Origin of the sequence: Leucobacter sp. Psy1 (assembly GCF_020096995.1) — a bacterium.
Lineage (GTDB): Bacteria > Actinomycetota > Actinomycetes > Actinomycetales > Microbacteriaceae > Leucobacter.
Genome location: NZ_CP083692.1, coordinates 2234694 through 2253721, shown reverse-complemented (window position 1 = coordinate 2253721; position 19028 = coordinate 2234694). Strand labels below are relative to the sequence as shown.

The 19028-nt window shown below is 68.2% G+C and carries 20 protein-coding genes; 15 read left to right on the top strand and 5 right to left on the bottom strand.

Annotated elements, in window-relative coordinates; genetic code table 11:
* From glmS to K8P10_RS10590, 7 genes are all read left to right on the top strand, one after another.
* The gene (glmS, locus tag K8P10_RS10620; protein WP_224778896.1) at nucleotides 1-1851 is read left to right on the top strand and encodes a glutamine--fructose-6-phosphate transaminase (isomerizing); all 1851 of its coding nucleotides are present in this window, start codon (nucleotides 1-3) and stop codon (nucleotides 1849-1851) included.
* Nucleotides 1852-1871: 20 nt separating this feature from the next.
* Nucleotides 1872-2246, top strand: coding sequence for a holo-ACP synthase (locus K8P10_RS10615; RefSeq protein ID WP_224778895.1), 375 nt, complete (start codon nucleotides 1872-1874; stop codon nucleotides 2244-2246).
* Nucleotides 2247-2302: 56 nt separating this feature from the next.
* A complete protein-coding gene (gene tsaE / locus K8P10_RS10610; protein ID WP_224781268.1) occupies nucleotides 2303-2791 on the top strand; it encodes a tRNA (adenosine(37)-N6)-threonylcarbamoyltransferase complex ATPase subunit type 1 TsaE in 489 nt (162 codons plus the stop codon).
* Nucleotides 2788-3459: a tRNA (adenosine(37)-N6)-threonylcarbamoyltransferase complex dimerization subunit type 1 TsaB gene (gene tsaB / locus K8P10_RS10605; protein ID WP_224778894.1), complete on the top strand. Its 672-nt coding sequence runs from the start codon at nucleotides 2788-2790 to the stop codon at nucleotides 3457-3459. The genes tsaE and tsaB overlap by 4 nt, the downstream gene beginning before the upstream one ends.
* Nucleotides 3456-3971, top strand: coding sequence for a ribosomal protein S18-alanine N-acetyltransferase (gene rimI, locus K8P10_RS10600; RefSeq protein WP_370631851.1), 516 nt, complete (start codon nucleotides 3456-3458; stop codon nucleotides 3969-3971). Before tsaB ends, rimI begins: the two co-directional genes overlap by 4 nt.
* Entirely contained in the window at nucleotides 3968-5071 is a 1104-nt protein-coding gene (tsaD, locus tag K8P10_RS10595) for a tRNA (adenosine(37)-N6)-threonylcarbamoyltransferase complex transferase subunit TsaD (protein ID WP_224778893.1), read from the top strand. Before rimI ends, tsaD begins: the two co-directional genes overlap by 4 nt.
* 82 nt (nucleotides 5072-5153) lie before the next feature.
* The gene (locus K8P10_RS10590) at nucleotides 5154-5714 is read left to right on the top strand and encodes a DUF4190 domain-containing protein (protein WP_224778892.1); all 561 of its coding nucleotides are present in this window, start codon (nucleotides 5154-5156) and stop codon (nucleotides 5712-5714) included.
* A gap of 7 nt (nucleotides 5715-5721) precedes the next feature.
* Here K8P10_RS10590 and K8P10_RS10585 read toward each other — a convergent pair whose 3' ends face one another.
* Together K8P10_RS10585 and K8P10_RS10580 are read right to left on the bottom strand one after the other, a co-directional pair.
* Entirely contained in the window at nucleotides 5722-6810 is a 1089-nt protein-coding gene (locus K8P10_RS10585; RefSeq protein WP_224778891.1) for a class I SAM-dependent methyltransferase, read from the bottom strand.
* 164 nt (nucleotides 6811-6974) lie between these two features.
* The gene (locus tag K8P10_RS10580; RefSeq protein WP_224778890.1) at nucleotides 6975-7370 is read right to left on the bottom strand and encodes a DUF4190 domain-containing protein; all 396 of its coding nucleotides are present in this window, start codon (nucleotides 7368-7370) and stop codon (nucleotides 6975-6977) included.
* 187 nt (nucleotides 7371-7557) lie between these two features.
* Here K8P10_RS10580 and groES point away from each other — a divergent pair, with 187 nt between their 5' ends.
* From groES to guaA, 7 genes are all read left to right on the top strand, one after another.
* Complete coding sequence (gene groES, locus K8P10_RS10575; RefSeq protein WP_208237961.1) at nucleotides 7558-7854, top strand: co-chaperone GroES; 297 nt, start codon at nucleotides 7558-7560, stop codon at nucleotides 7852-7854.
* Between the two features lie 89 nt (nucleotides 7855-7943).
* Nucleotides 7944-8861 (top strand): EamA family transporter RarD, encoded by a 918-nt coding sequence (gene rarD, locus K8P10_RS10570; RefSeq protein ID WP_224778889.1) that lies wholly within the window; start codon nucleotides 7944-7946, stop codon nucleotides 8859-8861.
* 87 nt (nucleotides 8862-8948) lie between these two features.
* Complete coding sequence (gene guaB, locus K8P10_RS10565; protein WP_224778888.1) at nucleotides 8949-10451, top strand: IMP dehydrogenase; 1503 nt, start codon at nucleotides 8949-8951, stop codon at nucleotides 10449-10451.
* 9 nt (nucleotides 10452-10460) lie between these two features.
* Nucleotides 10461-11582: a GuaB3 family IMP dehydrogenase-related protein gene (locus tag K8P10_RS10560; protein ID WP_224778887.1), complete on the top strand. Its 1122-nt coding sequence runs from the start codon at nucleotides 10461-10463 to the stop codon at nucleotides 11580-11582.
* A gap of 27 nt (nucleotides 11583-11609) precedes the next feature.
* Nucleotides 11610-12515 carry an SURF1 family cytochrome oxidase biogenesis protein gene (locus K8P10_RS10555; protein WP_224778886.1) on the top strand — a complete coding sequence of 302 codons (906 nt, stop codon included), beginning with the start codon at nucleotides 11610-11612 and terminating at the stop codon, nucleotides 12513-12515.
* Between the two features lie 10 nt (nucleotides 12516-12525).
* On the top strand, nucleotides 12526-13041 hold the full coding sequence (locus K8P10_RS10550) for a DUF3817 domain-containing protein (RefSeq protein WP_224778885.1): 516 nt from the start codon (nucleotides 12526-12528) through the stop codon (nucleotides 13039-13041).
* A complete protein-coding gene (gene guaA / locus K8P10_RS10545) occupies nucleotides 13038-14615 on the top strand; it encodes a glutamine-hydrolyzing GMP synthase (RefSeq protein ID WP_224778884.1) in 1578 nt (525 codons plus the stop codon). Before K8P10_RS10550 ends, guaA begins: the two co-directional genes overlap by 4 nt.
* A gap of 238 nt (nucleotides 14616-14853) precedes the next feature.
* Here guaA and K8P10_RS10540 read toward each other — a convergent pair whose 3' ends face one another.
* Entirely contained in the window at nucleotides 14854-15681 is an 828-nt protein-coding gene (locus K8P10_RS10540; protein WP_224778883.1) for a Bax inhibitor-1/YccA family protein, read from the bottom strand.
* A 155-nt stretch (nucleotides 15682-15836) separates the two neighbouring features.
* Between K8P10_RS10540 and K8P10_RS10535 the strand changes: the two genes are divergently transcribed.
* Entirely contained in the window at nucleotides 15837-16826 is a 990-nt protein-coding gene (locus K8P10_RS10535) for a glycerophosphodiester phosphodiesterase family protein (protein WP_224778882.1), read from the top strand.
* Nucleotides 16827-16850: 24 nt separating this feature from the next.
* Here K8P10_RS10535 and K8P10_RS10530 read toward each other — a convergent pair whose 3' ends face one another.
* On the bottom strand, nucleotides 16851-18155 hold the full coding sequence (locus tag K8P10_RS10530) for a glycine cleavage T C-terminal barrel domain-containing protein (protein WP_224778881.1): 1305 nt from the start codon (nucleotides 18153-18155) through the stop codon (nucleotides 16851-16853).
* Between the two features lie 119 nt (nucleotides 18156-18274).
* Nucleotides 18275-19015, bottom strand: coding sequence for an IclR family transcriptional regulator (locus tag K8P10_RS10525; RefSeq protein ID WP_224781266.1), 741 nt, complete (start codon nucleotides 19013-19015; stop codon nucleotides 18275-18277).
* Between the last annotated feature and the right edge of the window lie 13 nt (nucleotides 19016-19028).

Here is a 19028-nt window from a genome sequence, read left to right as displayed (position 1 = left end):
ATGTGTGGAATTGTGGGATATGTCGGCCCGAACGATACGGTCGAGGTACTGATCAGCGGTCTGCGCCGCCTGGAGTACCGCGGGTACGACTCGGCGGGAATCGCGGTGACGACGCCGGAGGGCTCGATCGCGACTCGGAAGAAGGCAGGCAAGCTCGTCCGTCTTGAGGAACTGCTTGAGGTGCAGCCCGTCGAGGCCACCAACACCGGCATCGGGCACACCAGGTGGGCGACGCACGGCGGTCCGACGGACGTGAACGCTCACCCGCACCTGGGTGACGACGGCAAGCTGGCGCTGATCCACAACGGGATCATCGAGAACTTCGCCGTGCTCCGCGAGGAGGTCGATGCCGCGGGCATCGCTCTCAAGAGCGAAACTGACACGGAGGTTGTGGCGGCGCTCCTCGGCCACCGCATCGCGCAGGGCGAGGACCTCGAGACCGCGTTCCGCGCGCTGGTGCCCCGGCTCGAGGGCACGTTCACGCTGCTCGCGATGCACCAGGACGAGCCGGCCAAGGTCGTGTCGGCGCGGCACAATTCGCCGCTCGTCGTCGGTATCGGCGAGGGCGAGAACTTCCTCGGCTCCGACGTCGCGGCATTCGTGAGCTTCACGCAGCGGGCCGTCGCGGTCGACGAGGACAGCATCGCGGTCATCACGCCGGACGAGGTCCGCATCTCGACGTTCGCCGGCGAGCCGGTCGAGTTCGAGGAGTTCGAGGTCGCCTGGGACGCAGAGGCTGCGGACAAGGGCGGGTGGTCCTCGTTCATGGCGAAGGAGATCAACGATCAGCCCGACGCCGTCGCGAACACGATTCGCGGTCGCGTGCACGACGGACAGGTCGAGATCCCCGAACTCACGGCGCTCGGCGACGACGTGCTCCGCGACATCGACCGCATCATCATCATCGCCTGCGGAACGGCGTCGTACGCCGGGATGACGGGAACCTACGCGATCGAGCAGTGGGCGCGCGTGCCCGTCGAGGTGCAGCTGAGCCACGAGTTCCGCTACCGCGATCCGGTGCTGACCGAGCGCACCCTGCTCATCTCGGTGAGCCAGTCGGGTGAGACGATGGACACCCTCATGGCCGTCAAGTACGCGGCCGAGCGCGGCGTGAAGACCATCTCGGTGTGCAACACGCAGAGCGCGACGATTCCGCGGGAGTCGCACGCCGCCGTGTACACGCACGCCGGTCCCGAGGTGGCCGTCGCCTCGACGAAGGCCTACGTGGCTCAGATCACGGCGCTCTACCTGATCGGCCTGCACATCGCCCGCGTCCGCGGCACGATCTCCGCCGAGGATGCGCAGCAGGCGACCGACCAGCTGCTTGAGCTTCCGGAGAAGTTCCGCGAGGCCGTCGCCACGCACGACGAGATCGCCCAGCTCGCGCACTGGATGGCGGATACCCGCTCAGTGCTCTTCCTGGGTCGCCACGTCGGGTACCCGACGGCGCTGGAGGGCGCGCTGAAGCTGAAGGAGATCGCGTACATCCACGCCGAGGGGTTCGCCGCCGGCGAGCTGAAGCACGGCCCGATCGCGCTCATCGACCACGGTCAGCCGGTCTTCGTGATCGTTCCGAGCCCGCGGACCGCGCCGGTGATGCACTCGAAGGTCGTCTCCAACATCCAGGAGATCCGTGCTCGCGGTGCCCGCGTGATCGCTATCGTCGAGGTGGGCGACACGTCGGTGATGCCGTACGCGGACGATGTGATCCGCCTGCCGCTGGCCGATGCGCTGTTCGAGCCGCTGCTGCAGGTCGTGCCGCTGCAGTGGTTCGCGCTGGAGCTGTCGACCGCGAAGGGTCTCGATGTGGACCAGCCGCGCAACCTGGCCAAGTCGGTCACGGTCGAGTAAGCGGAGGCGGCAGCACGGCGATGATTCGCGGGATCGGCGTCGACACCGTTGACATCGAGCGGTTCTCACGGCAGCTCGCGTCCGCTCCGGCGCTGCGGGCGCGGCTGTTCGCTCCGGTGGAACGAGAACTCGCCGTGCCGTCGCTCGCGGCGCGTTTCGCGGCGAAGGAAGCCCTCGTGAAGGCGCTCAGGGGCTCGTGGAATCTCGGCTGGCAGGATCTCGTCGTCGAGCGCGATGAGGATCGGGCGCCGGGCTTCGCCGCGACGCCGGGGCTCGCGGGCTGTCTCCTGGAGCTCGGCATCGCCCGCCCGCACCTTTCGATGACGCACGACGGCGGTTTCGCTACGGCATTCGTCGTCGTCGAGGGGCGAGCCGGCGGGGAGGGCGACGCGTGACCGGTGAGAGCCTTCCGCACGGCGAGTGGACGACCCGAGTCATCGATCCCGACGCGATGCACGACCTCGGCGTGCGTCTCGGTGCGGTGTTGCGGGCCGGGGATCTCGTGATCCTCACCGGCCCCCTCGGTGCTGGCAAGACGACGCTGACTCGCGGGATCGGGGAGGGGCTCGGCGTACGAGGACCGGTGACGAGTCCGACATTCGTGCTGGCCAGGACGCACCCGTCGCTTGGGGAAGGCCCTCCGCTGGTGCACGTCGACGCCTATCGGCTCGCGGACGCCGTGGAGGCCGACGATCTGGACCTCGATTTCGACGGGTCGGTCGTCGTCGCGGAGTGGGGCGCCGGTCTCATCGCCGAGCGCGAGTCCTGGATCGAACTTGTTATCGAGCGCCCGACTGGTGGCGAAGACCTCGAATCGACGTCCCCTGAGTCCGAGGCTACCTCCGACTCAGAAGAGTGGGAGGCCGAGCTCGTGGAACCGCGGACGGTGACGATCATCGCCCACGGCGACCGCTGGCAGAACGGAGTACTGACGCAGTGACCGATTTCACCGTTTCCGAGACGACGCGCTCGCCGAGCGATCCCCGTGGTGGGGGCGTGTTGCTCGCCATCGACACCGCGATCGGCTCGAGCGTTGCGGTCGGCACCGCTGCAGGCATCGTTGAGGTCGCGAGCCGCGACCCCCGACGGCACGCCGAGGTGATCGGGGACCTCATCGCGCGAGCCTTTTCCGAGTCCGGAGTCACGCCGGCCGAGACGACGGGTGTGGTGGTCGGCATCGGCCCGGGCCCATTCACCGGGCTCCGCGTCGGCATCGCCGCGGCAACCGCGTTCGCGACCGGGCGCGGCATTCCGCTCCTCCCCGTCCAGGGGCATGAGGCTGTCGCACTCCCGGTCCTGGAGCGAGGGACCGACCCAGGCGTGCGCGTGCTGCAGGATGCGAAGCGGCGGGAGCTGTTCGTCACCGAGTACGCGCGCCTCGACGGGGCGGGGATCCCGCAGCGCAGCGCCGATCCGGACCTGATGGCCCGCGACGCACTCATCGACGATCCGCGAGACGTCTGGCCGGATGCGATCCCGGCGGGGCAGCTCGTCCGTCTCGCAGAGCGGCGCCTCGCCTCGGGGGCGCCGTTCGCGCCGAACCGTGCGCTCTACCTGCGCCAGCCAGACGTGCAGCAGCCATCGGCGCCGAAACGGGTGAGCACGTGAACCCCTCGTCTGGCCGCGAAGCCGGCGCACCCCCAGAGTTCCGGGAGCACCCCGGAACGCTGCGGCCCGTGGGACCAGCGGACTTCGACGCCATCCACGCGATCGAGGTCGCCACCTTCGGCACGGACGCCTGGAGCGCGGCGACGCTCGCCGACGAACTCGCAGGTCCGCACCGTTCCTACGTCGTGCTCGAGGTCGATGGGTCCGTACGGGGCTACGCCGGGCTGCTCGCAGTGGGCTCCCAAGGTGATATCCAGACCATCGCGGTCGACGCGTCCCTGCGGGGGACGGGGCAGGGGCGACGGCTCATGGACGCGCTCATCGCCCGAGCGGAGCAGCGGGGAGTGCGAGAGCTCTTCCTCGAGGTCCGCGCCGACAATCCGGTCGCCAAGCGACTGTACGCGTCCCTCGGGTTCGTCCCCATCGCCGAACGCCGCGCGTACTATCAACCGGATGGCGTCGACGCGATCATCATGCGACGCGACACAGGAGAGGCACCGGTGAACGGATGACGGCAATCGCGAAGACGGTACCGGCGAACGAGGAGCCGCTCGTTCTCGGCATCGAGACCAGCTGCGACGAGACCGGCGTCGGCATCGTGCGCGGACGCACCCTGCTCGCGAACGCGGTCGCCTCGTCGATGGACGAGCACGCCCGCTTCGGTGGGGTGATCCCCGAAGTGGCGGCGCGCGCTCATGTCGAAGCCCTCGCGCCGACGATCGACCGAGCCGTCGCCGAGGCAGGGATCGAGCTGGCCGATCTCGATGCGATCTCCGTGACCTCGGGTCCCGGCCTCGCCGGTGCGCTCATGGTGGGCGTCGCGGCGGCCAAAGCGCTGGCGCTCTCGCTCGACGTGCCGCTCTACGCCGTGAACCACCTCGTCGGGCACGTCGGAGCCGACCTGCTCCAGGGGGAGGGGCTCCGCGAAACGCATGGGACGGTGGGCGAGCTCGAGCTGCCGACCGTCGCGCTGCTCGTTTCGGGAGGGCACACCTCGCTCCTCCTCGTGCGTGACCTCGTGTCCGACGTTGAGATGCTCGGCGAGACGATCGACGACGCGGCCGGCGAAGCGTTCGACAAGGTCGCGCGCCTACTCGGGCTGCCGTACCCGGGAGGCCCCCATATCGATCGCGTCGCGGCCGACGGGGATCCGAACGCGATCCGCTTCCCGAGAGGACTGACTCGGCCGAAGGATCTGGAGCGGCACCGGTACGACTTCTCGTTCTCCGGGCTCAAGACATCGGTGGCCCGCTGGGTGGAGCAGCGCCGCGCTGCGGGTGAAGAGGTCCCCGTCGCCGATGTGGCTGCGAGCTTCCGCGAGGCCGTCGCCGACGTGCTCGTCAGCAAGGCGCTCGCCGCCTGCCGTGAACTCGGCGTGCCGCGTCTGCTGCTCGGGGGCGGTGTCGCTGCGAACGCGCGCGTGCGCGCGCTCGCAGCGGAGCGAGCGGCCGCGGATGGTGTCGAGCTGCGAGTACCGCCGCTCTCGCTCTGCACCGACAACGGTGCGATGATCGCTTCGCTCGGAGCGCAGCTGGTCGCGGGAGGCGCAGCGCCGTCGACGCTGGGATTCGGAGCCGATTCCACGCTGCCGGTCACCACAATCAGAGCCTGAGCCGCCTGACACCGTTATCGTGGTTCAGTCGGACCGAGCAGCTCGGACCCGAAGACCGTACACCCCAGACGAGGAGTGAGACATGTCGAGTACGACTCCAGACCACGACCCGGACGCGCCCCGGACGCCGGAAACCGCGTCACCCGAGACCACCGATCCCGAACCCGGCCCCGCCCCGTACGTCGCGCCTGCGGCGCGGGAGCCGCTCACGCCCCCGGTGCCGCCGGCCGCGCCCGTGCCGCAGGCCGCTGCAGATCCGCTGGGACTCCAGTCGGCGTCCGAGACCGGAACCCAGCCCGAATACGCTCCGCCGGCGTATGCGCCCGACCAGTCGGCGAGTGCATACGCCGGGGCGGCTGAGCCGGGCGCGACCGGCCCGCGCGGCTTCGCAATCGCGGCGCTCGTCCTCGGTATCGCCGGTCTGGTCCTCGTGTGGCTCCCGTTTCTCGCGGTGGTCGCGCTTCCGGCGGCGATCGTCGGCCTCATTCTCGGTATCGTCGCGATGCGGAAGGGCCAGCCGAAGGGATTCGCGCTGACGGGTGTGATCCTCTCGGGGGTGGCGATCCTGATCTCCGTGATCTCGATGGTCGTCGTGATGATCGGCCTCGCGCTCCTCGGCGGATCAGGCGCATTCGCCCCCTGATCGACGTCTAGGCCGAGGACTCGGCGGCAGTCACCCGCTCCGCGAGGAGCGCCGCGTGCCTGCCGCCGATCCGTGTCAGGACGAGGGTTGCACTGCGGTCTCCCCGGAGTTTCAAACGCTTCCGGAGCGCGGCTGGGTCGACATCAGCACCGCGTTTCTTGATCTCGAGACGGCCCACGCCGCGGTCTGCGAGCGCGCGTCGCAGATCCTTCTCCCGCGCAGGCAGTTCCTCGACGATGCGGAAGGTCTGTGCGAAGGGTGTGGACACGAGCCGCTCGGACGTGAGGTAGGCGATCCCCGCGCTGAGCGTTCCGGCGTCGAGGCGCTCTGCGAGCATCCCGATGAGTCTCGCCCGGATCACTGCGCCGTCAGGCTCGTAGAGGTACGCGCCGAGACGCGCGGGCTCCGGGTCGGGGGCGTCTCCCGGTGCAGCGAGTTCGTGCGCGAGCCCATCGCGGAGGAGCAGCGCCGACCTGCCGATGCCTCTGCGCGCGACGGCACCGAACCAGAGGCCCATCTCCACGACGTTCCCGTCGACCGACACCCACTGGGCCTCCGCGTCGTCAGGGATGAGTTCGCGGTCGAAGCCGGGCCCGAGCTTCACCCCTGTCGGCATCCGGTCGCCGAGTCCGAACGCGAAGTCGAGAGACGGCGCGTAGTCGTCGACCGAGGTGAGGCGACGAGTGTCACGCGACCCCGCGGTGCGCCTCGCGGGGTCCAGAAAGGCGCCGTCGATGCCCGCCAGGTCGACCCCGGTCGCGTCGGCGACCCGGACGTGCGGCGCTGGCACGTCCGCTGCCGCTGCGGCGACCGAGACGTTGTGCTGAGCGAATCGCGCGGTGAACGGGTCGATCTCCACCGGCGAGACCCTGACCCCGGCCGCGAGCAGCGCGAGCGATTCGGATCCGATCCCCGTGCCGAGGTCGGCGACGCACGCGCAGCCCGCCTCGCGGAACCGGGCCGCATGGGCTTCGGCCACGATCCGGCGAGAGGCCTGCTCGAGGCCCGCCTGCGTGAACAGCAGGTCACCTGCGGAGGGGCCGAACTTCGCTGCAGCACGTCGGCGGAGGTCGGCCTGGGTGAGGATCGCGGCCACGGCATCGGGCTCCAGGCCCGTGCGACGCAGCTCGGCACCGGCCTGCGACGCAGTCGCGCCGTCAGCGATCGCTCGCTCGACGGCCGCCAGGTGCTCGTGCCCGGTGTCGGTGAACAGGACGTCCCACCCCGGAGGCGGCTGGGGGAGCCCCTTCTGGATGCCGCTCAGGAGTAGTAGGGGTCCGAGAACGACGACATCATCGAGCCGAACCCGGCGATCATCGAGAAGATCACGACGACGTAGAAGACGATGAACGCCACCCAGAACGCCACCATGACGTAGCCAACGATGAGACCCGTGAGCGCGAGGCCGCGCCCCGTGTCGCCGTTGCGCTTGATCTGACCGAGCGCGAGGTGGCCGAAGACGATGCCTGCGATCGGCTGCAGGAACCCGAGAATGACCGCGACGAGTGCGAACGTGTTGGTGTACGCGAGCGTGGTCGGCTGCTGCGCTCGCTGCGCGGCTGCCGACTGCGGGGCATCCGCGCGGTACGGCGCCTGCGGGGCGTCGTTCGTGCCTGGACTCGAAGCGGGCCCTGGCGGGGGGACGGGGTGCGACATGGTGGGCTCCTTTCTGTGACCACACTATCGCAGGCCGATACGGGCGCCCCCAGTGACCGTATCGACATCGGAATTGGCACTCGCCTTGCACGAGTGCCAACGCACGGCATAGACTTTCGAGTGTGCGATCTCATCCGAGTTCGCTACACATTCTTCGTCCCCGAGTTCACCGAGAAAGAGGTCAACCGTGTCGGTCGCCATCAAGCCGCTCGAAGATCGTATCGTCGTCAAGCAGGTCGAGGCAGAGCAGACCACCGCGTCTGGTCTGGTCATCCCCGATAGCGCCAAGGAGAAGCCGCAGGAGGGCGAGGTCGTCGCTCTCGGCCCGGGCCGCATCGATGACAACGGAAACCGCGTGCCGCTCGACATCTCCGTCGGCGACATCGTCATCTACTCCAAGTTCGGTGGCACCGAGGTGAAGGTCGGCGGAGACGACTACCTCGTGCTCTCCGCGCGCGACGTGCTCGCGGTGGTCACCCGCTAACCAGAGCATTCAGTATCCCTGCGGGGCCGGCGCGATTGCGCCGGCCCCGCAGTTCGTTCAGCGGGCGGTGAGCCCCGGAGAGGAGTGTCGTGCCTTCGACCGAGCGGTCCGCGACGAGCGGACTCCTGTTCGGAATATCGGCGTACCTGCTCTGGGGGATCCTGCCGCTCTACTTCGTGGTGCTCGGCGCGATCGGACCGTTCGAGATCGTCTCGATACGCGTACTCCTCACACTCATCTTCTGCGCCGGAGCGGTGACCGTGCTTCGGCAATGGGGTCGCACCGCCGCGCTGCTGCGCGATCGGGGGATACTCCTCCGCCTCGCTGCGGCGGGCGCCGTGATCTACGTGAACTGGCAGGTCTTCGTCATCGCATCGACCTCGGGGCACGTTATCGACGCCTCCCTCGGGTACTTCATCAACCCGGTGGTCACGGTGCTGCTGGCAGTGGTGCTGCTCAAGGAGCGACTGACTCCGGTGCAGTGGATCGCGATCGGGTTGACGGTCGTGGCGTTCGCGATCATCGCGATCGGGTACGGCATCTTCCCGTGGACCGGTCTCGTGCTGGCCCTCTCCTTCGGCTTCTACGGGTATTTGAAGAGCTCGGTCGGAGATCGCGTGCCAGCGCTCAGTGGACTCTTCGTCGAGACCCTGGTGCTCACTCCGCTGGCCATCGCGATCATCAGCGTGCTCGGGATCACCACCGGCCTCTCAGTGGCCGACGCCGACCCCGTCACCATCCTGCTCTTCGCCTGCTCCGGAGCGGTGACCGCCGTTCCGCTGCTCTGCTTCGCCGCATCGGCGCGCCGGATCCCGCTGTCGGTGCTCGGGTTCCTGCAGTACCTGGCTCCGACGTTGATGTTCCTGCAGGGTTGGCTCCTCTTCGGAGAGGACGTGCCTCCGGCCCGTTGGGCCGGGTTCGGTCTGGTCTGGTTGGCCCTGATCTGCCTGTCGTTCGACACGATCAGGAGGGCCGGTCGTGAGCGTCGGCGGAAGCGGCTGGGATGAATCAAGCGTACGTCGAGGCGGGTGCCCCTACGATAGAGGGGTCGGTGCTCTCCGGCGTCGAGTCGCAATCAGAAAATCGAGGTCTTCATGGAACAGCGTGATCCGTTCGCACTCACGGGTCTCACCTACGACGATGTGCTGCTGCTTCCGGCGCACACCGACGTCATTCCGAGTGAAGCGGATACGTCGACGCAGCTGACGCGTCGCATCCGCCTCGGAATCCCGCTGATCTCCGCGGCGATGGACACCGTGACGGAGACTCGCATGGCAGTGGCGATGGCCCGCAACGGCGGCCTCGGCATTCTCCACCGCAATCTGTCGATCCAGGACCAGGCCGAGATGGTCGACCGTGTGAAGCGCTCCGAGGCTGGCATGATCACGAATCCGGTCACCACGTCGCTCGACGCCACCGTGGCAGAGGTCGATGCGATCTGCGGCGAGTACCGCGTGAGCGGACTCCCGGTGGTTGACAAGCAGGGCATGCTGCTCGGCATCATCACGAACCGCGACATGCGATTCATCGACCCGAAGCAGCGGGCTCGCGTGCTCGTGCGGGAGGCGATGACCCCGATGCCACTCATCACCGCGAGCCCCGGCATCGCCCGCGAGGACGCCGAGGACATCTTCAGGCAGCACAAGATCGAGAAGCTCCCGCTCGTCGACGACAGCGGCAAGCTCACCGGACTCATCACGGTCAAGGACTTCGACAAGGAGGAGGAGTACCCGAACGCCACGAAGGACGAGGCAGGGCGCCTCCGCGTCGGCGCGGCGGTGGGCTTCTTCGGCGACGCCTGGCAGCGAGCCACCGCCCTCGTTGAGGCTGGAGTCGACGTGCTCGTCGTCGATACAGCGAACGGCGACAGCCGCGGCGTGCTCGACATCATCACCCGCATCAAGAACGATCCCGCTTTCGACGGCGTCGACGTGATCGGCGGCAACGTCGCGACGTACGCCGGTGCCCGTGCGATCGTCGAGGCCGGCGCGGACGCCGTGAAGGTCGGCGTCGGTCCCGGCTCGATCTGCACCACCCGCGTGATCGCCGGTGTCGGCGTGCCCCAGGTCACGGCCGTCTACGAGGCCGCCAAGGCCGCGACCCCGGCAGGCATCCCCGTGATCGCGGACGGAGGCCTGCAGTACTCGGGCGACATCGCAAAGGCACTCGTGGCGGGCGCCTCATCCGTCATGATGGGATCCCTGCTCGCGGGCACCGATGAGAGCCCGGGCGAGCTCGTCTTCGTGGGGGGCAAGCAGTTCAAGAACTACCGCGGCATGGGATCGCTCGGCGCTCTGCAGACTCGCGGGGAGCGCACCTCCTACTCGAAGGACCGCTACTTCCAGGCCGATGTGCCGAGCGACGAGAAGCTCATCCCCGAGGGCATCGAGGGGCAGGTCGCGTACCGCGGTCCCCTCGGCTCGGTGGCGCACCAAATGATCGGCGGTCTGCGGCAGTCGATGTTCTACGTCGGTGCGCGCACCGTCACGGAGCTCAAGGAGCGCGGCGAATTTGTGCGCATCACGGCGGCGGGCCTTAAGGAGTCCCACCCGCACGATGTGCAGATGGTCGTCGAGTCGCCCAACTACAAGCGATAGGGAATCCCGGTGAGTACAGAGATCGAGATCGGCAGGGCCAAGCGCGCCCGCCGTGTCTACACCTTCGACGAGATCGGCATCGTCCCGACGCGGCGCACCCGAGACCCCGAGCTCGTCTCGACCGCGTGGACGATCGATGCCTTCCACTTCGAGATCCCCGTGCTCGGCGCGCCGATGGACTCCGTCATGTCGCCGGCCGCAGCGATCGAGCTCGGACGCCTCGGCGGACTGGGCGTTCTGAACCTCGAGGGCCTCTGGACCCGTCATGAGGATCCCGACACGCTGCTCGGCGAGCTCGCGGGGATCACCGATCCCATCGAGGCCGTTCACCGCATGCGCGAGTTGTACGCCGCGCCGATCCGGCCCGAGCTCATCCGCGCGCGCCTCGGCGAGATCCGCGAGGCCGGGGTGACGGTCGCCGGAGCGCTGTCACCGCACCGCACTGCCGAGTTCTGGGAGACCGTCGTCGGCGCAGGCGTGGACCTCTTCGTCATCCGCGGGAACACCGTCTCGGCCGAGCACGTCTCAGTCGAGGGCCGCGAGCCGCTGAACCTCAAGCAGTTCATCTACGAGCTGGACGTCCCGGTCATCGTCGGGGGCGTGGCGACCTACCAGTCGGCGCTCCACCTCATGCGCACGGGTGCCGCGGGTGTCCTCGTCGGCTTCGGCGGCGGTGCTTCGTCGACCACGCGTGCGACGCTCGGCATCCGCGCACCCATGGCGTCGGCGATCGCCGACGTGGCTGGCGCCAGGACCGACTACCTCGATGAGTCGGGCGGCCGGTACGTCCACGTGATCGCCGACGGTGGTCTCGGCACCTCAGGGGATCTCATCAAGGCGATCGCCTGCGGTGCAGACGCCGTCATGCTCGGAACAGCGCTCGCGCGTGCCACCGACGCTCCCGGTCGCGGGTGGCACTGGGGCCAGGAGGCCCATCACGAGGACCTGCCCCGCGGAAAGCGCATCCAGGCCGACCGTGTCGCACCGCTCGCCGAGATCATCGCCGGTCCCGCGAACGTGGCCGACGGAACGGCGAACCTCATCGGATCGCTGCGACGCGCCATGGCGACGACAGGGTACTCGGAACTCAAGGAGTTCCAGCGGGTCGACGTCGTCTACGCCGAGCGCTAGCGGCGTGCGCACGAACCTGGACGGGGTATGACGGAACGGCAGAGGCCGCAGTACACGGGAGAGCCCACGCTCGCCCAGATCATGCGACGGCCCGTGTGGATCCTGGCGCTGCTCTTCGCGCTCGCCGTCGCGGGAGCGTTCGCCTGGCTCGGGCAGTGGCAGCTCTCCCACGCCATCCAGGAGGATACGCAGCAGGGCACGGACTCCGAAGTGCCGCGCCCTCTCGGCGAGCTCAATCCTCCGGGGGAGCCCGTCACCGATGCCTCCGCAGGCCACATCGTGACCGTCGACGGCACGTGGGTGCCCGATGATTTCGCCGTCGTCTCCGAACGGGCCAATGACGGGGAGACCGGGGCGTGGGTCATCGGCCACCTCGTCGCGCCGATGGGCAACGGGACCGGACACCTGGCCGTGGCGGTGGGCTGGGCCCCGACCGTGGAGGAGGCCGAGACGGCCCGCGACCGGATCACCGACGACATCGATGAGTCGCGAGTGGTCTCGGGGATCACCGGCCGGTATATGCCGTCGGAGGGCGTCAGCGTTCCTGCGCCTGACGCCGACCCGTTCGCGCTCGAGACGATGGCTCCCGCGCAGCTCGCCAACATCTGGGACGGGATCGACGATCCGGTCTGGTCCGGCTTCCTCGTCCTGCACGCCGATGGTTCGGCCGCGCCGTTCGACGAAGCGGGTCTCACCGCTCTCGACCTCGACCAGATCGACTCTGTCCCCCCGATCCCGCAGGAGCGCGTGAACTGGCTGAACGTGTTCTACGCGGTCGAGTGGGTCGTGTTCGCCGGCTTCGCGGTGTACTTCTGGTTCCGTCTCACGCGGGACGCCTGGGAGAAGGAGCACGAGCTGCGCGCACTGACCGCCGAGGCTGAAGCCGAATCGGCGGCCGGGGGCGGGATCACCACCCCCACTAGAGACACGTAGAATGGAACTCATGCAACTGCAGCCCAGGACCTCCGACATCCCGCGTATTCGCAGGGCGCTGAAGATCTACAAGGTCGCATCGATCATCACCGGAACCATGCTGCTCCTGCTGCTCGCGGAGATGATCCTGAAGTACTCGCCGACGCACGTCGAGTTGTTCGCCGGGGGCGGGCAGTTCCTCCACTTCGCGCCGGTCGTCGTGGGAGAGGGGTGCCAGTGGTACTCCCTCTTCAACCCGGCGCAGGAGGTCTGCGAGCTCTCCTCGACCGGCAACGGGTTGAACCTCTCGTTGCTCATCCTGATCGTGCACGGCTGGCTCTACGTCGCCTACCTTGTCGCCTGCTTCCTGGTGTGGAGCCCGATGCGGTGGCACTTCGGCCGGTTCCTGCTCCTCGCGCTCGGCGGCGTGATCCCGTTCATGTCGTTCATCCTCGAGGTGCGCGTCGCCCGCGAGGTCACCCGTTTCCTCGACTCACACCCCGCCGCCGCGGAGCCCGCGGCGCTCTCCACGGAAGGCACCCGATGACGGACCAGACCCTGACGCGCCCCGTGCTCGTCGTCGACTTCGGCGCACAGTACGCCCAGCTCATCGCACGTCGTGTGCGCGAAGCCGGAGTGTTCTCGGAACTCGTCCCGCACACCATCACGGCGGCCGAGGTCACCGAGCGCAACCCGCTCGGTATCGTACTTTCGGGCGGGCCGTCCTCGGTGTACGAGGAGGGGGCGCCGCAGTTCGATCCGGCGATCTTCGAGCTCGGGGTTCCCGTGCTCGGCATCTGCTACGGCTTCCAGGTGATGGCGCGCACGCTCGGCGGCACCGTCGGCCACACCGGTGATCGTGAGTACGGGGCGACCGACGCGTCGGTGATCGGCGACGGCGGCCCCCTGCTCACCGGGCAGCCGGCAGAGCAGAACGTGTGGATGAGCCACGGCGATGCCGTACAGGAGGCTCCGGAGGGCTTCGAGGTCTTCGCCCGCACCGCGGTCACGCCGGTCGCCGCGTTCGGATCGGCCGCGCGCAAGCTCTACGGAGTGCAGTGGCACCCCGAGGTGCGCCACTCGGACCACGGCCAGCAGATCCTCGAGAACTTCCTGCACACCGTCGCCGGGATCCCGTCCGACTGGACCCCTGGCAACGTCATCGCCGACCAGATCGCCCGCATCCGCGAGCAGGTCGGGTCGGCGCGCGTCATCTCCGCGCTCTCCGGCGGCGTCGACTCGGCCGTCTCCACTGCGCTCGTGCAGCAGGCGATCGGCGACCAGTTGACAGCAGTGTTCGTGGACCACGGGCTCCTCCGTCAGGGCGAGCGCGAGCAGGTCGAGCAGGACTACGTCGCCTCCACCGGGGTGAACCTCGTCACGGTCGAGGCCGCGGAGACGTTCCTCGGTCACCTCGCCGGCGTCACTGACCCGGAGGAGAAGCGCAAGATCATCGGCCGCGAGTTCATCCGCTCGTTCGAGGGGGTGCAGCGCCAGCTCGTCGAAGAGGCGAAAGCCGAAGGCGAGCCGATCAAGTTCCTCGTCCAGGGCACGCTCTACCCCGATGTGGTGGAATCGGGCGGCGGATCCGGATCCGCGAACATCAAGAGCCACCACAATGTCGGCGGCCTCCCCGACGACATGACGTTCGAGCTCATCGAGCCGCTCCGCGATCTTTTCAAGGACGAGGTGCGCGCCATCGGCCGCGAGCTCGGCCTGCCCGAGGCGATCGTCGGACGCCAGCCGTTCCCCGGCCCTGGCCTCGGCATCCGCATCGTCGGCGAGGTCACCCACGACCGCCTGGAGACTCTGCGCGCCGCTGACGCGATCGCCCGCGCCGAGTTGACCGCCGCCGGCCTGGACGCCGAGATCTGGCAGTGCCCCGTCGTGCTGCTCGCCGATGTGCGCTCGGTGGGGGTGCAGGGCGACGGCCGCACCTATGGTCACCCGATCGTGCTGCGTCCCGTCTCGTCGGAGGACGCGATGACGGCGGACTGGACCCGCGTGCCCTACGACGTCCTCGCCCGAATCTCGAACAAGATCACGAACCAGGTGCCCGAGGTGAACCGAGTGGTGCTCGACGTCACGTCGAAGCCCCCGGGAACCATCGAGTGGGAGTGAGCGCCGGCACGCCGGTGTGAGCGCGGCCCGGGCCCCCGAGGGGGTCCGGGCCGCTGTCGTTTCTCGTGGCGTGAGTGCAGGGTTTCGCATGGAATATCCTGCGGATAGCGTGCGGAACCCTCCACTCAATGGCGGGCGTCGCCTCTGAAGCGCAGAAGCGCCTCACCGGACACAGAGAGGGCCCCTCCCGAACGAACGGGAGGGGCCCTCTCTCTCTGTCAGGGGCGAGCGCTGGTGATTAGTCGCCGCGCAGGATCGCGAGAATGCGCAGGATCTCGAGGTACAGCCACACGAGCGTCACCGTGATGCCGAACGCTGCGGTCCAGCCCCACTTCTCGGGAACGCGGTTCTGCACACCGTTCTGCACGAACTCGAAGTCCATGACGAGCGAGTACGCGGCGAGCAGCACGGCGAGCACACCGATGATGACGCCGAGCGGGATGCCCATGACCGTAATGTTGCGAGCACCGAACATGCCCTCGGTGACGCCGGTGAACATGAGGATGACGTTCACGACGGAGAACGCGAGGTAGCCGAGCATGGCGATCAGGAAGATCTTGGTGGCCTTCGGGCTCGTGCGCACCTTGCCGCTGCGGAAGAGGAGCAGTGTGACGGCGAAGACCGCGAGCGTGCCGATGACCGCTTGCGACACGATGCCGGGGAACATCCCCTCGAGCATGCCGGAGATGCCGCCGAGGAAGAGGCCCTGGGCCACCGCATAGGCGACGATGAGGCCGGGGCTCGGTTCCTTCTTGAAGGCGTTGACGAGTCCCAGCACGAGGCCGGCGATCACGCCGGGGATCATGAGGATCGGCACGAACCAGCCGACTGCGGCGCCCGCCACGACCAAGACGAAGAGCATCACGATCTTGTTGATCGTGTTCTCGTACGTCATCGGCTTGTCAGAGGGCGCGTCGATCGGCGGCCGCTGCGCCGTCGTCTCGGGGGTGTCGATGCCTGGCCGCTGCGTCTGCGCAGCGGGCTGATCGTAGATGCGGCGCAGCTCTTCGGCGGAGAGCGACTTGCCGTTCAGGGCCGGGTTGTTGTTCAGGGCCGGGTTGCTCATGCGTCTGGATCCTTCAATCGGGTCTCGGACAGGTGATTCCACACTATCTGCCGATGGTCACGCGAGGCTGAGGATTCCGCGCCAATTCGTACGTGTTCACTGTGGGCGGAGGGTCTCGGCGTGCGATGCGAGAGGTGCCTGCGTACAGTGGGGCCATGCGTCCGCTCATCATCGGTCACCGCGGTGCTCCCGGGTACCGCCCGGAGCACACGGAGTCGGCGTACCGGCTCGCCATCGCTCAGGGGGTCGATGCGGTGGAGCCGGACATCGTGCTGAGCCGCGACGGTGCGCTCGTCATCCGCCACGAGAACGAGATCGGGTCGACCACCGATGTCGCCGATCATCCGGAGTTCGCGGATCGGCGGACGACGCGCGTGGTCGACGGTGTGGAGCGCACGGGCTGGTTCACCGAGGACTTCGACTGGAACGAGCTTGCGACGCTCAGGTGCCGGGAGCGCCTGGCGGATCTCCGGCCCGACAGTGCCGAATTCGGCGGTGCCGAGCCGATCCTGCGTCTGCGCGATGTGCTCGCCATCGCCGATGATGCGGACCGGCCGATCTCGGTCGTCGTCGAGGTGAAGCACGCGCAGTACTTCTCCGACCGGGGGTTCGCGATCGATGAACTGTTGCTGGCGGAGATCTCGCGGGCAGGTTGGGGTGACCGCCGCGATCGACTGATCTTCGAGTGCTTCGAACTCGGAGTATTGGATCGTCTCCGGAGGTTCGGAGCGCCCGTCGTCTTCCTGACGGAGACACGGGGGGCGCCCGCCGACGAGGTCGCAACGATGGGGGATCGCGCCCGACCGTTCTCGTGGTTCCGCGGCGACGCGGGGCTCGAGGCACTCGCCGGCCGCGTAGACGGCATCAGCGTCGCGAAGCGCGACCTCTTCGTCCTCGACTCGGACGGGACTGCGTCGGGGACCAACGATCTCGTTGCGCGAGCGCACGCGCGCGGACTCGTCGCCTACGCCTGGACGCTGCGTCCCGAGAACCGCTTCCTGAATCAGCGCTACCGCTCGGGGGATGACCCCGCGGCTCAGGGGGAGTGGATGGCCGAGTTCGCGGCGATCCTCGATACCGGGATCGACGGCGTCTTCGTCGACCACCCGGATCGGTACATCGGAGAACTCTGCGACCCGTCGTGACACGGGTCGCGGAGTACCGGTCGGCTAGACGGCGGCGTCGAGGCCCCTCGTCTTCAGGAGTTCGCGTTGGTTCGGGTTGACCGACGGGCGGAACGGCACTTCGACGACGGTCGCGCACACGGGTTCTCCCGGCGTCTCCGCGTACTGATCGGGTAGATGGACCCACATCTCGGTGCCGAGCTCCGACATCGGCAGCGGGACGTGGGCGAGGGCGATGTTCGTCTCGAGTTCGGGGGAGAACCAGGGCGAGGTCACGTACCCGACGGCCTCGCTTCCCGCCTCCGCGCTGATCAGCCAGAAGTCGGGTGCGTAGTCGTCGATGGGCTTGCCGCCGAGGGCGAGACCGACCAGCTGGGTGCTGTAGGGCACCTCGCCGGCTTCGAGCCGCGCACGGACCTCGTCGAGCCGCGCCTTGCCGATGTAGTCGGCTTCCTTCTTGCGGGGAACCTGGTAGCCGAGATTGACCTGGAAGGGCAGCGTCTCGAAGTCCATGTCCTGACCCCAGGAAAGGATGCCAGCAGCGATCCGGCGATGATGGGCCGGAGCCACGACCCGGAGGTTGTGCCGCTCGCCGGCCGCGACGATGACCTTCCAGAGGTCTTCGGCATAGCGGGTGGCGTCGTAGAGATACACCTCGTAGCCCTTCTCCCCGGTGAAGCCGGTCTGCGAGATGATCACGTCGCGCCCGCCGATCTGAGCAGCGTGCAGGCCGTAGCTCGGGATATCCCTGGCAACGGGGCCGATGAGGTCCTCGAGGAGATCGACGGACTTTGGTCCCTGGATCTGGACAGGAGCCACATCGATCTCGGCGATACCGACATCGAATCTGCGTCCAACGTTCACGCCCTGCAGCCAGAGCATGAGATCGGTGTCCGAGAGGCTGAACCAGAACTCGTCCTCGGCGACGCGGAGGAGTACCGGATCGTTCAGGATCCCCCCGTCCTCGTTGCAGAGGATCACGTAGCGCGCCCGCATCACCGGGATCTTCGTCGCATCGCGCGTGATGACGTAGTTGACGAACGCTTCGGCGTCCGGACCCTTGACCTGGATCTGTCGCTCGACCGCGACGTTCCAGAGGGTCACGTCGTTGACGAGTGACTGGTACTCCACCGTCATGCCACCCTCTTCGCGGGGGACGTAGCCCCGCGGGTGATACATGCGGTTGTAGATCGATGCCCTCCAGCACCCGTGATCCATGGAGAGGGCCCAGTAGGGAGACTTCCTGACGCGGGTGTCGATCAGCATTTCGACGGGGGTGGGGCCTGACTGGCGCAGGTTGATCGGAACGCGACGGTCGCTTTGATCAACGGACGGGACGTTGTAGCTCATGGGTCCTCCTGTCACATCATTGTGGTCTCACCATGTGGAACACCCGTTCCAATTGTGGTGATGGCGCCAGTGTAGGCACGCCCGTCGAAGCGGTGCAAGGGGGTTTCGGGAGGCTGCGTTCAGCGATCGGTCAGCAGCGGAGGCACCTGCCGCTGCAAGGACCGGGAGAGCGTCTCCGCCTCGCGCACCAGGAGCGCGCCGAGACGTGCGTGATCCGGCTCGAGGCGGAGCGTCGGCCCCGAGATGCCCACCGCCGCGATCACGCCTCCTCCCGGCCCCGCAATCGGGGCGGCCAGTGCGTCCAGTCCATCCTCGAGTTCGTCGTGCGCGACGGCGAATCCGGACTCGCGGATCTCCTCGAGATCGGCGAGCAGTGCGGACCGGGTCGTCAGCGTGCGCGTCGCGCGTCGCTCCAACCTGCCGGTCGGCAACGGGATGGCGTCGAACGCGTACAGCACCTTGCCGAGAGCGGAGCAGTGCGGGGGAACGTCGATGTCGACCCAGTTGCCCGAGCCGAGCAGATACGTCGAGTCGATCTGGGCCACTTGCACGACCTTGCCGCCGCTCGGCACCGCGAGGTGACTCGCCTCTCCCGTCTCCTCGCTCAGGCGCTGCAGCGTGGACCCCGCGGCGGCGGAGAGGGAGTCGACTCGGTCGAAGCGCGCCGCGAACTGCGTGAACATGGCCCCGCCGCGATACCGACCGTCAGGATCCCGATCGAGGAGCGCGTTCCGCTCGAGGGCTTGCAGCAAGCGCGAGGCGGTGGATCGGGAGAGCCCGGTCTGTTCGACCACCTCGGTGAAGGAGACAGAGGTGTCGGCGCCGACGACGCAGGCGATCACGTGTGCGGCACGGTCGATCGCCTGAGCTCCA